General features: G+C 68.1%; 12 protein-coding genes. 7 read left to right on the top strand and 5 right to left on the bottom strand.

The window, feature by feature from the left end; translation table 11 throughout:
• Positions 1-338: 338 nt before the first annotated feature.
• Entirely contained in the window at positions 339-551 is a 213-nt protein-coding gene (locus tag ACN9MP_RS08675; RefSeq protein ID WP_426325685.1) for a KTSC domain-containing protein, read from the bottom strand.
• A gap of 59 nt (positions 552-610) precedes the next feature.
• Between ACN9MP_RS08675 and ACN9MP_RS08670 the strand changes: the two genes are divergently transcribed.
• A complete protein-coding gene (locus tag ACN9MP_RS08670; RefSeq protein WP_426325683.1) occupies positions 611-958 on the top strand; it encodes a DNA alkylation repair protein in 348 nt (115 codons plus the stop codon).
• Positions 959-2,166: 1,208 nt separating this feature from the next.
• Positions 2,167-2,430 carry a hypothetical protein gene (locus ACN9MP_RS08665; protein ID WP_426325682.1) on the top strand — a complete coding sequence of 88 codons (264 nt, stop codon included), beginning with the start codon at positions 2,167-2,169 and terminating at the stop codon, positions 2,428-2,430.
• A gap of 40 nt (positions 2,431-2,470) precedes the next feature.
• On the opposite strand, the gene ACN9MP_RS08660 is transcribed toward ACN9MP_RS08665, so the two are convergent.
• The gene (locus tag ACN9MP_RS08660) at positions 2,471-3,109 is read right to left on the bottom strand and encodes a hypothetical protein (RefSeq protein WP_426325680.1); all 639 of its coding nucleotides are present in this window, start codon (positions 3,107-3,109) and stop codon (positions 2,471-2,473) included.
• A gap of 258 nt (positions 3,110-3,367) precedes the next feature.
• Positions 3,368-3,580: a KTSC domain-containing protein gene (locus ACN9MP_RS08655; protein ID WP_426325678.1), complete on the bottom strand. Its 213-nt coding sequence runs from the start codon at positions 3,578-3,580 to the stop codon at positions 3,368-3,370.
• A gap of 59 nt (positions 3,581-3,639) precedes the next feature.
• Here ACN9MP_RS08655 and ACN9MP_RS08650 point away from each other — a divergent pair, with 59 nt between their 5' ends.
• On the top strand, positions 3,640-4,302 hold the full coding sequence (locus ACN9MP_RS08650; protein WP_426325676.1) for a DNA alkylation repair protein: 663 nt from the start codon (positions 3,640-3,642) through the stop codon (positions 4,300-4,302).
• Positions 4,303-4,314: 12 nt separating this feature from the next.
• Here ACN9MP_RS08650 and ACN9MP_RS08645 read toward each other — a convergent pair whose 3' ends face one another.
• Together ACN9MP_RS08645 and ACN9MP_RS08640 are read right to left on the bottom strand one after the other, a co-directional pair.
• Positions 4,315-5,352, bottom strand: a complete 1,038-nt coding sequence (locus tag ACN9MP_RS08645; protein WP_426325674.1) for an alpha/beta fold hydrolase — start codon at positions 5,350-5,352, stop codon at positions 4,315-4,317.
• On the bottom strand, positions 5,349-7,787 hold the full coding sequence (locus ACN9MP_RS08640) for a GMC oxidoreductase (protein WP_426325672.1): 2,439 nt from the start codon (positions 7,785-7,787) through the stop codon (positions 5,349-5,351). The genes ACN9MP_RS08645 and ACN9MP_RS08640 overlap by 4 nt, the downstream gene beginning before the upstream one ends.
• Positions 7,788-8,157: 370 nt before the next feature.
• On the opposite strand from ACN9MP_RS08640, the gene ACN9MP_RS08635 reads away from it, so the two are divergent.
• The 4 genes from ACN9MP_RS08635 to ACN9MP_RS08620 are packed head-to-tail and all read left to right on the top strand — an operon-like array spanning position 8,158 to position 12,722.
• Positions 8,158-10,002, top strand: a complete 1,845-nt coding sequence (locus tag ACN9MP_RS08635) for a peroxidase family protein (protein ID WP_426325671.1) — start codon at positions 8,158-8,160, stop codon at positions 10,000-10,002.
• Positions 9,999-10,472 carry a nuclear transport factor 2 family protein gene (locus ACN9MP_RS08630; protein WP_426325669.1) on the top strand — a complete coding sequence of 158 codons (474 nt, stop codon included), beginning with the start codon at positions 9,999-10,001 and terminating at the stop codon, positions 10,470-10,472. Before ACN9MP_RS08635 ends, ACN9MP_RS08630 begins: the two co-directional genes overlap by 4 nt.
• A 2-nt stretch (positions 10,473-10,474) precedes the next feature.
• Positions 10,475-11,818, top strand: coding sequence for a cytochrome P450 (locus ACN9MP_RS08625; RefSeq protein ID WP_426325667.1), 1,344 nt, complete (start codon positions 10,475-10,477; stop codon positions 11,816-11,818).
• On the top strand, positions 11,799-12,722 hold the full coding sequence (locus ACN9MP_RS08620; RefSeq protein WP_426325665.1) for an alpha/beta hydrolase: 924 nt from the start codon (positions 11,799-11,801) through the stop codon (positions 12,720-12,722). The genes ACN9MP_RS08625 and ACN9MP_RS08620 overlap by 20 nt, the downstream gene beginning before the upstream one ends.
• The last annotated feature ends 40 nt before the right edge of the window (positions 12,723-12,762 follow it).

Below are 12,762 nucleotides of genomic sequence, written 5' to 3'. Positions count from 1 at the left end.
TGTGAAAACGGTTAGCGCCGGAGTGGCGCTCGCTACCCTGGCTGCATGCTGTCCCGACGTTCGGGTCAGCCTCCGATGACGCCGGCCGGCCCTGCAAGCTCCGTAGACGCTCCAGTGCTCACAGTCGCGCCGACGCCGCTGTGCCCCGACTGCCGGATAACCCTGAACGGCGGGCCAGTGCTGTGGCAATGCCCCAGGTGTGGCTGGATCGGCGTGACACACGTCTAGGGAAGGTTGCCTCTCGACGATGATGGCCGCGAACCGGCATGTGGCTGGGTTGCTCGGGATGAGCCCGGAGACGCTGCGGTGTGGCAGCGGCGCGACGAGGTCCACGCCTGTCAGCGGACGTGCTGCGCGGGGTAGACGTCGCGGATGCGCTCGCGGAAGAAGCGACCGGCGCTGTCCGCCGCCCGAAGGCCCCGATGCACCGATGGCGGCACCGCGAAGTAGCGGTAGACCTCCCCGGACGTGAACTCCAACTCGAGCACCGCCGTCGCACCGTCGTAGCCCGCTGACGCGATGGCACCGGAGTCCAGTGGCTCTCGTCGCACGCGTTCAGGCTACGCCGCGCTCGTCGGGCCGGCGGGATCGCCGCGCTACCGTGGTGCCCGTGACCGACCAGCTCGCCGCCACGATCCGCGCCGACCTCCGCGCCGCCGCCGACCCTTCTCGCGCCGCCGGGCAGCAGGCCTACATGAAGTCGGCCATGCCGTTCCTCGGCGTGCGGGTTCCGCAGGCCCGGATGATCGCCCGGCGCGCCGCAGCGGGGATCACGGATGCCGCATCCCTGCGCGCGACCGCGCTGCAGCTGTGGGACGGTGCCGAACACCGCGAGGAGCGGTGTAGTGGATCTCGCCCCGCTCGAGTGCGTGGTGGTACGGCGCCCGGCCGTTTACGACGGAGTTCTCGAGAAGCTCCCCGAAGACGGCTCGATCGATCGGGACAAGTTCTCCGTTGATCAGCACGCCCATCAGCGCGCCCTGCTTTCCTCCGCTCGCCCCTCCGGCGATTTCGCCCCTCCGGCGATCTCGCCCACAGGCTGTGTGTCCTCACAGCCTGTGGCTCGGACCATACAAGCTCGACCGCGGCCACTGAGGAATCCACGCCGAACTTCCCAGCGCCGAAGTCAGCGTCCGCGGCGACCGCGGCACGTTGAACGCGCACCCGGGTCTGCCAGCGCCGTGCACAGGCTGACACCGACGCCGCACCATCGTCAATTCGAATCAGGGCCTTCCTGGGCATCCTGGACGGCGCCACTCACGAAGCGTCCGCGGTACGTGTGCGGTACTCACAAGCGGATTTCTAGGCGCTTCTCGACCGATTTGGTACTAGTGAGTCCCGACGAGTCCCTATTAATCGCGGGCAGCTCCGCGAAATCACGCGGATTTCTTTACGCACGGAGCGATAATCCGATCCCAGTAATACCCCCGCCCCGGCGGGGTTTTGTGGTTGGAACGGCCCCAACCGGGCCCGGTCTGAGGCCAACTCCGCGATGTCCGCGGGCGTCGCCACGCTGTCGGTGTGGTCCGAGAAGACTCGCGGCCGGGATTGTGAGGCCGGAGTAGTTGAGTAGCGCATGAGCGTCGCCTGCTTGAGTGTCGCCCTTGGGGTATCTGCGGGTGAATTGCCGGCTGAAAACCGTTGACCAAGAGGTACCGCTTGCCGTCCTCCCGGGGGCTTGGCCCTGGCTGCGCTCGGGCGGGTGTCTAATCGGGTCCACGGTGACACCGACCTCACCTGGGCAGGAGGGAAGGCGCCGTTCAGCCCCCGGCCAATTGCCCTCAGCCACAGAATGCTCCATAGAAGAGTGAGCCCTTGAGAGAGCCCATGAGCTTCGCCACCAGCATCCCATTTGGCGTCATCGCCGTCGGTGTTCGGCATCGCAAGCGGCGAGTTGTGGTGGGGCGTCGGTTCCGTGGCGCTGGGTGGGTCTTCTCAGCTCCGCCGTTCTTTGTCGACGGCGGGGGTAGGTCGGCTGATCACAGTCGCGGTGCTGTTCGCTGTGATCGCCCGTTGTTGTCATGCACACCCCCACGGCCGTCATCTGGGCAGACAGGTGCCGCGAGTCAGCCCATCAGCCAGGCGACTCACCGCAGCGGCGGCATGTTCGACTGGTCCCCGAGGATTGGAATTGTGGGTGCGGGTGTTGGACATATCATCGTCCGCATGCGGATCGAATTGGTGGACGAGCGCGACATTGTTCAGGAAGTCGAACTGCCTCGGTTTCGTGTCTGGGTCGTTGAGGACCGTGCCAATCTCGCCGTGTCGGTACACGAGATTGTGGAGGCCACGCTCGACGAGGTGGAGGCATGGGCGCAGAAGAATGCGCCGAAGGGTTACTCGATCGCCGTCGTGCGGCCCGTCAGTGATGGCTTGGAGTGCATCTGGCTGCGGGGAACTGATCCGAACGCGGCGAGCAGGCCGGCATGAGCGAGTACGGGAATGCGGGCCTGCTCGCCGAGCTGGGTGGCTAGATGGTCTTGAAGATCAGATAGCTCTTGCTGGCGACGTTGCTCTGGAGCGGTGATGTGATCTGGAACGTGGAGGTCGCGTGCCAAAACCCGGTGCCTCTTCCGCCGTTGCCAGCGACCGGCGTGTAGAACGTCTTGCTGATGCCATTGACGACCACGGTCTGGGTCTGACTGCTGCTCGCGCGCGTCTGCCAGACGATGTTCCCGGTATCGGTGGACGAGGTCGCGTAGTCGTAGCGGAGTAGGCCGTTGACCTTCACGCTCACGGTGGCGAGCCCGTAGCCGGTGCAGGTAATCCGTGTCTTGTAGATCGCGCCCCCGGCGCCAGACGAATAGTGCGGCTGGTCCACTGTGGCGGTGCACTTCACATTGATGGCTGTTGCGGTCGTTACGCCGTCTCCGGATGAATGCGACGGTGCTTCTGATGCTGGGCGCCGCCCTTTCGGGGCTCCGGAGGAGACCATGACCGGTCCGGTGATTCCGAATTCGATGCCGGCGGCTGCGCCGCCGCTGTTCAGGGCTTCCTCGACCGTCGCGGGCGGGGGGGACTTTTCAGCTGCAACCGCCGGAGAAGCGATCGATACCCCCAAAACGACGGCGGCCGCGATTGCCAGAATGGGAGTGCGTCGGACGCTCATAGTTGACTCCGTTCCAGTCGCTCCGCGAATGAACGACCGGGAGGAACTTACTAGCGGTCGAAAGGCTTAGCCCACGGCCGTCACCTGGCTGAAGCAGTGGCTCCAGACGGCGGGCTCATCTATTCGGCGCGGGTGAGCCACTCGGCCAGCCCTGTCCGGGTGAGGAATTCATCAGTCGGTTCACCTCACCAGCAGCTCGGGGTCAAATCGCCTAACCCACCTGCCACGCACGCCCGGGACGGCACCGGTGCTCTGCTGTCAGCGGACGTGCTGCGCGGGGTAGATGTCGCGGATGCGCTCGCGAAAGAAGCGACCGGCGCTGTCCGCCGCCCGAAGGCCCCGATGCACCGATGGCGGCACCGCGAAGTAGCGGTAGACCTCCCCGGACGTGAACTCCACCTCGAGCACCGCCGTCGCACCGTCGTAGCCCGCTGACGCGATGGCACCGGAGTCCAGTGGCTCTCGTCGCACGCGTTCAGGCTACGCCGCGCTCGTCGGGCCGGCGGGATCGCCGCGCTACCGTGGTGCCCGTGACCGACCAGCTCGCCGCCACGATCCGCGGCTACCTCCGCGCCGCCGCCGACCCTTCTCGCGCCGCCGGGCAGCAGGCCTACATGAAGTCGGCCATGCCGTTCCTCGGCGTGCGGGTTCCGCAGGCCCGGATGATCGCCCGGCGCGCCGCAGCGGGGATCACGGATGCCGCATCCCTGCGCGCGACCGCGCTGCAGCTGTGGGACGGTGCCGAGCACCGCGAGGAGCGGTATGCGGCGATGGCGTTGCTCGCGTGGCGGCCGCTCCGGGGAGACCCGGCGCTGGTGCCGGTGGTCGAGTACATGGTGCGGACCGGGCGGTGGTGGGATTACACCGACGAGCTCGCGCATCGCCTCGCGGACCTCCACGATGTCCGCCCCGACGAGACAGCGGCACTCGTGCGCGGCTGGGCGCGGGATGACGACATGTGGATTCGACGCATCGCGATCCTGTCGCAGCTGGGCCGCGGCATCCGTGTCGATCCGCAACTGCTGGCCGACACGATCGAGCCGAACCGGGGCGACCCGGAGTTCTTCGTGCGCAAGGCCATCGGATGGGCCCTGCGGGAGTACGCACGCGTCGAACCGGAGTGGGTGCGGGCCTATGTCACCGACCACTCGCTGAGCCCACTGTCACGGCGTGAGGCGCTCAAGCACCTGTGATCGGCCCCTTGCTCACGCGTTGAGCGCGGCGAGGATCCTCGGGTAGACGTCGATGTGGGCGCGCCTGCCGAGAAAGACGTCGGCGTGCCCATAGCCGCGAAGAACGTGCAGCGAATGACGGCCGGGCTGGTGACGGTTGAGATACGCGAGCGTGGCCTTCTGGCTTTCGGGGAGGAAGGCCCGGTTCTCCGATCCTGTGAAGAGGGCGAAGCGCGCATTGGTGCGGGGAGCCTCCTCCGCGTAGCGTGCGCGCAGCCCTTCCCGCGGGCGGAGCGAGACGATCTGTCCCGCACGCTCCGACGCCGCCAGTTGCGCGTAGTAGCTCATGGGCACCCGCCCGAACTCGGTACTCACCCAATCGTGGGTCGCGGCATCCAGGTTCGCGTGCCGCCAGAGCGCGGGATGCCCCGAACCCAGTGCGAAGCTCGCCATATTGCAGCTCGGATTCCCGCACTCGGCGTGCCACAAGCGCACCGCATTGCGCGTCAGGCGAGGGAGCGCACGCTCCGGGCCATCGCGCCACGGGACGTCGACATAGGTCTGCGTGCGCTGCAGCAGCGGTCGCAGACCGTGCAGCTTCACTCGTCCGAACGGCGGGATGACCGGATGCAGGGACACGCCGTTGGAGACGATCACCTCGACCTCGGGCACGAGGCCGCTCACCGCCGCCATGCTGAGGCTCGTCGACCCCTGGCAGTGGGCGACCGCCTTCAGCGAGACCGCCCCTGTCTGCGCGAGCACGTACCGCACGGCGGCGGGGATGTCGTTGAGAGCGACATCGTCGAGCGTCCACGGCCGGGGGTCGAGGTCGGTCGAACCGCGCCAGTTCAGCATCCACACGTCCCAGCCGTCGTCCAGCAGCGCGTCGACGATCGTGCGCGGGACGGGCGGGCGGAACGACTCCGCCCGCATCGCCACCCCGTGCACCAGCAGCAGGGGGCCCTTCGTGGCTTCGGGCTCGGTGCGCACTCGGATGAGGGTGAGGGTGACGCCGTCGTCCGCGGGCAGGAAGTGGACGTCGTCGCGGTGGCGGAAGCGGGTCGCGTTCACGACACCTCCTCCGGCGAAGGCCCCGTCGCCGGCGCCGGAGCAGCCGCCGACCCGTTCGTCGGCACGGCGGCGGGCGCCGGGCCCGGCCGCAGGTACACGTCCTTCATCGATCCCGCGAAGAAGGCGCCGAACCGGGCGATCGATCCCAGCGGTCCCGCGCCCGCCCCACGGAACGTCGTGAGCTGGCGGGCGAAGTCGGCGGGGAGGATGCGCAGGATGCCGGCGCCGATCACGTCGGCGGGAGCATCCTGCCCGCCGTTCACTCCCGGCGGCACATGACCCCGGATGAGCGTGATGTAGAGCGTCGACGTATCGGCCCACATGTCGAAGCCGCGGTCGTTGCGCACCGTCTTGAAGCCGTACATCGTCAACGGCTGGCCCGACAGATCGCTGAACCACAGGCGGTAGCGCATCTCACGCGTAAGCTCGCCGTCGGCGGCGACGAAGAGGTTCGCCCAGCCCCGCTGGACGGGCAGCCGGCCGCCCAGAAGGTCGCAGTCGACGTAGCCTTCCGCAAGCGCCGTGTGGTCTTCACCGGCGGCGAACCGCTCGACGTCGGGCGCGGTGATGGTGAGCCGGAACATGAACCGCTGCCCGAGCTGACGGCCCAGCTCCCACCCGGCGAGGGGATCTGTCTCGCCGAGCGCGAGATGCCCTTTCATCTTCTCGGTGAACTCCATGCCGCGGCCGGGGATGGGCTCGGGAAGCGGCTGGGCCACGGGTGCGGCGTCGGCGTCGGCGGGCCGCCGTCGCCGCTTCGGCCTCGGTCGCTCGAGCAGATGCTCCACGGCCCGGTCCGCCATGGCCGCGATCGTGAGCGACGGATTGGGGCCCACAGGTCCAGGCACCGCCGAACCGTCCACGACGAAGAGCCCGGGGTGCCCGAACGATTCGCCCCAGCTGTCGACGACGCCCTCCTGCGGCGCACGCCCCATCGGCGCACCGCCGAGGGGGTGCACCGTGACGACGCGCTTCGTCCACCACAGCGGGTTGTCGCGGAACCGGCCGCCGAGGGATTCGGTGATGCCCTGCATCGTGGTGCGCATGGCGTCGAAGTACGCCTTGCTCGTGGCGGTCGTCCACTCGACCTCGATCTCGCCGTCGACGAGCGTGATGCGTCCGTCGGGCGTGTCGCGTCCCATGCCGAGGAGGGGCAGTGTGCTCGAGGTGAGCCGTCCCTGACCGACGAGCTTGGCGACCTCGGCCGAGATGGTCGACTCGTTCCGGTTGGTCAGCCGGTGCGCGAGCATCTGCGATACCACGCTCGCTGCGCGGCGGACGGACGCCGTCACCTGCGCGGTCTCGACGAGCCAGCTCGTGAACTCGGGGAACCCGGCCTCCTGCACGTAGTAGCCGCGTCCCTGGCCCTCCTCGTCCAGCCCGTCCGGTTTGCGGATCGCTGTGGTGATGACCGGACCGTAGGCAGCGTCGATGAGGCGGGTGTGTCCGGTCTCGGTGATCGATTCCGCACCGAAGCAGAACGTGAGGAGGTCGCCGTTGCCGCTGAAGCGGGTGCCCAGCGCGCGCCCGATGGCCGGGAGTGCGACCCGGTTGCGCAGCAGGAGCGCCGTCGTGCCGAACGTGCCGGCGCCGAGGAACAGCTGGTCGCAGGTGATCAGCTTGTGCGTCCGGGGGTGCCGGCCGCTGGCGTCCTGCTCGCCGTACTGGACGTAGCGGACCTCGTAGCCGCCGCCGTCTCGCGGCGTCACTCCGTACACCTCGCTCAGCGTGCGGAGGTCGGCCCCGCGCGCTGCGGCCGCAGACAGGTAGTTGTGGTCGAGGGTGTTCTTCGCGCCTTCGTTGCAGCCGATGTCGCACTCGCCGCAGAGGCGGCAGGTGAGTCGCGTCGCGTTGTGGATGTTGCCGTACGGCGGCAGGTCGATGATCTGCTTCGGGACTGCGTCCCCGCCCGGTCGGGCCGAGAACGACACCGCGAGCGGGGGAGAGAACGCCTGCAGCCCGAGGTTCGCCGCCGCGTCCCTCAGGGCTCGGGCCTTGGGCAGGTCGGGGTACGGGTTGGGCACCGGCGTCATCATCGCCTCGACGGCGTCGTAGTGCCGGTCCAGATCGTTGCGACCGATCGGCCAGTTCTCGTACCCGCCTCCGGGCAGCGGCGAGTCGTGGACGAACCACCGCTCGTCTTTGCGCAGCAGCACATTCGCGTAGATCAGGGAGCCGCCGCCGAGGCCCGCCGAGACGATTCCCTCGAGCTTGCGGAACGACCGCACGTCGAAGAGGCCGAGCAGCTCGTCCTTCGGCTCCCAGAACGCACGGCTCATCTCGTACGGATTGCGTGCGAAGCTTCCCGGCGGATACGCCCGCCCGCGCTCGAGGAGCACGACGGAGCGCCCCGCATCGGCGAGGCGATAGGCGCTGACGGATGCCCCGAATCCGGAGCCGACGACGACGGCGTCGACGTGTTCGACCGCCGGCATGTCAGGCGCCCCCTCGACGGCACGACGCGCGCTCGGCGCGGTTCTCACGGTGGGTGCGGATCATCGACTCCCTCTCTGGCGGGGCTCGCGACACACTCGGACGAGACGGTCGTACACGGGAGGAGCAGGGCGCGGCGCGCAAGATACGTCGCCCCCGACTCATCCACGCCTCGGCACTCAAACTAGTGATCCGGACGACCGGGCCGCAATGGATGCCGCGACCCGGGACCGGTGAGGATGAGCCGCCCACGGCGGCTGCCGGAATCGGATGTACGAAGGATGGCCCGTGCGTGCTCTCTTCACTATGATTCGGGCAGATCCACCGGACCTGCCCTCCCGCGTAACCCCGCCGGCTGTGAGGAGACACAAGGTGCTCAGACGCTTCTATGCACGGATCAACCGGACGAGGCCCTGGTACCGGCTGCCGTTCCTGCTCGGGCTGGGCAATCTCATCGCGCTGCGGGAAGAGCTGCGCGAGACGAACCTCCACGACACACGGACCCCCGGCGACGGCGGCCGGACACCGGGCGTCACGCTCGCGACGGTCGATGACGCGCGTCGCCGCTTCCGCACCGCGGACGGCTCCTACAACGACCTGAGCGACCCCGACATGGGCGCCGCCGGCACGCGCTTCGCCCGCAACGTCGCGCTGACGTACGCCTGGCCCGCCGAGAGTGCCGAACTCATGACGCCGAGCCCGCGCGAGATCAGCCGCCGTCTGATGCGCAGGGAGACCTTCACCCCCGCAACCTCGCTCAACCTGCTCGCAGCCGCCTGGATCCAATTCCAGACCCACGACTGGTTCGCCCACGGCCGCGAGGACGTCGACGTCATCGAGATCGACGTGACGGACGGCGACGACTGGTTCGAGAAGCCCATGCGGATCCCGCGCACGAAGGCCGACGGCACCCGCACGGACGCCGACGAGGATCTGCCGCCGACGTTCCTCAACAGCAACTCCCACTGGTGGGACGCCTCAGCGATCTACGGCAGCACCGCCGAGCGCCGCGAGCAGGTGCGCAGCCACGTCGACGGGAAGCTGGTGCTGAAAGACGGCAACCTGCCCCTCGATCCCCACACCGGCGTCGCCCTCACCGGCTTCAGCGAGAACTGGTGGGTGGGACTGGGCCTGCTGCACACGCTCTTCACGCTCGAGCACAACGCCATCTGCGACGCTCTCAAAGAGAACCACCCCGACATGACCGAGGACGAGCTCTTCGGCACCGCGCAGCTGGTGGTCTCGGCTCTCATCGCGAAGATCCACACGGTCGAGTGGACGCCCGCGATCATCGCGCATCCGGTTCTCAAGGTGGGCATGCGGGCGAACTGGTGGGGCCTTGCGGAGGAGCGCCTGCACCGCATGTTCGGCCGGATCAGCAAGAGCGAGGTCATCAGCGGCATTCCGGGATCCGCCGTCGACCACCACGGTGCGCCGTACCAGTTGACCGAGGAGTTCGCCGCGGTCTACCGCCTGCACCCGCTGCTGCCCGACACCCTCGAGGTCCACTCCCTCGATGACGGCACGCTGGTCGACAGCATGGAGTTCAGCGAGATCATCCTCCTCAACGCCCATCGCGCACTGACCTCGGGCGCGAAGGTCCAGGACCTCTGGTACTCGTTCGGGGTGCAAAATCCCGGTGCCGTGCAGCTGCACAACTTCCCGCAATGGATGCAGGATCTGACGCTTCCCGACGGCCTCAGGCTCGATATCGCCGCGCTGGACATCATGCGGGACCGCGAACGCGGAGTGCCCCGCTACAACGAGTTCCGGCGGCAGCTGCATCTGAAACCCGCGGCCACGTTCGACGAGCTCACCGACAATCCGACGTGGGCTCGCGAGCTCGAGGAGATGTACGGCGACGTCGAGAAGGTCGATCTGCAGGTGGGCATGCACGCCGAGACGCCACCGCCGGGATTCGGATTCAGCGACACCGCGTTCCGCGTCTTCATCCTGATGGCCAGCCGCAGGCTCAAGAGCGACCGGTTCATCACCGACTGCTACACCGAGGAGTACTACACGAAGACCGGCATGCAGTGGATCGCCGACAGCACCATGGCGTCGGTGCTACTGCGCCATTTCCCGCAACTCGCGCCGGCGCTGGACGGCGTGAAGAACGCGTTCGCACCGTGGAACGTCATCGGCTCCGCGGCGGGAACCGCCACGAGCACGGCATCGGCCGCGGCGAGCGCCGCGGGACAGGGAGGGGTGTCATGACGATCACCGAGGCGGACCGCGAGGCGCGGATGGCCGTGATCCGCACTTACTGGGACGTGCTGATGGCCGCCGACATGCCGGCCTTCCGCAAGCTGCTCGCCCCCGATGCGGTCATCCACTATCCGGGTCAGAACCACATGTCGGGCGACTACCGGACCACCGACGACATCGTGGGGCTGTACACGCAGCTGACGCAGTTCATCAAGGACGGCGTCTTCGTCGGCGAGGTGCTGGACATCACCGCGGGCGAGATCTTCACCACGGTCATTCTGAAATACGAGCTCCGAATGCCGATCCGGACGCTGCACGGCCGTGCCACGGGCATCTTCATCCTCGATGAGAACCACCTGATCAAGGAGTACTGGCTCCATGAGTGGAACCAGCAGATGATCAACTGGGTCTTCCGCTCGTCACGGTGGTTCGGCTGGACGATGAAGCTCCTGCCCGCGAACAGGAAGAAGAAGAAGTGACGATGGCACGCCCGCGGAAGTCGCAGAAGCCGCTCCCGCCCGGGCGATTCGGGATCCCGTGGCTGGGGGAGACACTCGCGATCATCCGCAGCAACCACGGCTTCTACAAGGACCGGCTCGAGAAGTACGGCCCCATCTTCAAGACGCGGCTGTTCGGCAACAGCTTCGTGGTCTTCTCGGGTCATGAGGCGTTCCACGTGTTCGCGACGGATGAGCGGATCGTCCGGGGCGATGCCGACCCCATCTCAGCCGAGCACATCTTCCTCAACTCGCTCGCGCTCATCGACGGCCCGGAGCACCACGTGCGCAAGGCCGTGATGCTGCGCGCCGTCGGGTTCCGCTCGGCGATCGCGTCGTACCTGCCGCGGATGCAGGAGCTCTTCGAGCGGACGATCGACCCGTGGCTGGAGACCGGCACGGTCGTCGACGCGAGGAAGGATCTGCAGCGGTTCGCCGCGCGGCTCACGGGCGCTCTCTACACAGGAGATCTGAGCGAAGAGCACGCCGCCGAGATGGACCGCCACCTCGCGAACATGCGGGAGGCGTTCATGACTCTCCCCGTCCCGATCCCCGGCACGACATACGGCAGGGCGATCGCCGGCCGCAAGCGCATGGACGAGATCATCGGCGATGCGATCGACGCGCACGCGAAGGGCGGCTACGACGACATCGTCTCGCGCATGATCGACGCGGCGCGCGGCAGCGACGTTCCGCTCGACGACCTGCGGGGCGACGTCCGTCACCTGATCTTCGCCGGTCAGGGGGGCTATTTCGTGCCGCTCACGCTCACGACGATGATCCTCGGCCAGCATCCCGACATCATGGAGCGCGCGCGCGCCGAAGTGCTCGAGATCTCTCCCGACGGTCCCATCACGATGGAGCAGATCGAGCGGATGGAATACCTGGAGCAGATCTCCAAGGAGGTGCGCCGGTACTTCGCGATGAACTCGGCCACGTTCTTCGGGCGCGTGCAGGAGGAGATGGAAGTCGCGGGCTACCGCATCCCCAAGGGGTGGGGCGCCATGGGCGGCATCCACATCAACATGCGCAACCCCGATGTCTTCGTCGATCCCGACCGGTTCGATCCGGATCGCTTCCAGGCGGTCCGAGAGGCGGCTCTTCCGCCGGGGAGCTACGTGCCGCACGGCGACGGACAGGCGACGCACCACCGCTGCCCGGGAGAGAACATCGTGACCGTCGCCGTCAAGGTCTACCTCACGCTGCTCCTGCGCAAAGTGGAGTGGACGATCCCGGCGCAGGACCTGACGCTCACGAACGAATTGTTCCCGCTTCCGGCGAGCGGGCTGACCGTGAACTTCCGGGCGCATGTCCCCGTCGCCGGCTGAGCCCCGGAGCGCGACGCCGCCGCTCGACGAGCGCGGCCTCAAGAAGCTCATGCACCTCACCAAGCTCATGGTCTACGGCGACCGTCAACCCCTCACCCGCACTCCCGCGGACGTCGGGCTCGCTTTCGAGGAGGTGGCCTTCGAAGCGACGGATGCCGTGCCGCTTCGCGGCTGGTTCGTCCCGTCGGGCCTCGGCAAGGGCCCTGCCGTCGTGTTCGTGCACGGCTGGCTGTGGAACCGCGCCGGGAACGCGGCCGGCCGGGTGCCCTTCGTGGACCGCGACGTCGACTTCCTGCCGGCGACGAAGGCCCTGCACGACGCCGGGTATCACGTGCTCCTGTTCGACCTCTCGAACCACGGGGAGAGCGGAAAGCGGCCCCCGCTCACGATGGGCCGGTGGGAAGCGCGCGACTTCAACGGCGCGCTGGCGTACCTGCGGGGGCGGACGGACGTGGACCCCGGCCGGATCGGCGCGCTCGGAACCTCCGCCGGCGCCAACACCGTCATGTACGCCATTCCCGAGGGACCTCCCGTGAAGGCGTTCCTCGCCGTCCAGCCGACGCGCCTGCCCGTGTTCAACAGCAACTTCTCGCGCGACGAGCTCGGCCCGCTCGGGCCGATGGCCGCCAAGAGCACCGACCTGCTGTACGTCTTCCTGCGCGCCCCGCTGCCCAGCCGGCACAACCCCGCCGACGTCGCCCCGCAACTCGGCGACACCGTCGTCCAGTACGTCCAGGGCACCGGCGACCCCTGGGGCCGCATGGGCATCGTCGAAGAGTTCTCGTCGCTGACGCCCCACTCGCTCGGCGTCATCCGCCACCCGTCGACGGGTCGCTACGAGGGCTACCAGTACGTCAGCGAGGAGGTCGACGACGTGGTCGGCTTCTTCACCGCGCACCTCTGAGCTCGCGTCGCCCGCGGGCGCAGCATCCGTTCGCGATCGG

It is taken from the genome of Microbacterium sp. E-13 (genome assembly GCF_049912955.1).
In the GTDB taxonomy this organism is placed as follows: Bacteria; Actinomycetota; Actinomycetes; order Actinomycetales; family Microbacteriaceae; genus Microbacterium.
Note: the sequence above shows the minus strand (reverse complement) of the source record. Positions and strands in the feature narration are given on the sequence as shown.

What these genes read in the sequence shown, in the direction of transcription:
- ACN9MP_RS08665 (WP_426325682.1), top strand. Translation starts at nt 2,167, where the DNA reads ATGCGGATCGAATTGGTGGACGAGCGCGACATTGTTCAGGAAGTCGAA.
- ACN9MP_RS08660 (WP_426325680.1), bottom strand. Translation starts at nt 3,109, where the DNA reads ATGAGCGTCCGACGCACTCCCATTCTGGCAATCGCGGCCGCCGTCGTT.
- ACN9MP_RS08640 (WP_426325672.1), bottom strand. Translation starts at nt 7,787, where the DNA reads ATGCCGGCGGTCGAACACGTCGACGCCGTCGTCGTCGGCTCCGGATTC.
- ACN9MP_RS08630 (WP_426325669.1), top strand. Translation starts at nt 9,999, where the DNA reads ATGACGATCACCGAGGCGGACCGCGAGGCGCGGATGGCCGTGATCCGC.
- ACN9MP_RS08625 (WP_426325667.1), top strand. Translation starts at nt 10,475, where the DNA reads ATGGCACGCCCGCGGAAGTCGCAGAAGCCGCTCCCGCCCGGGCGATTC.
- ACN9MP_RS08620 (WP_426325665.1), top strand. Translation starts at nt 11,799, where the DNA reads ATGTCCCCGTCGCCGGCTGAGCCCCGGAGCGCGACGCCGCCGCTCGAC.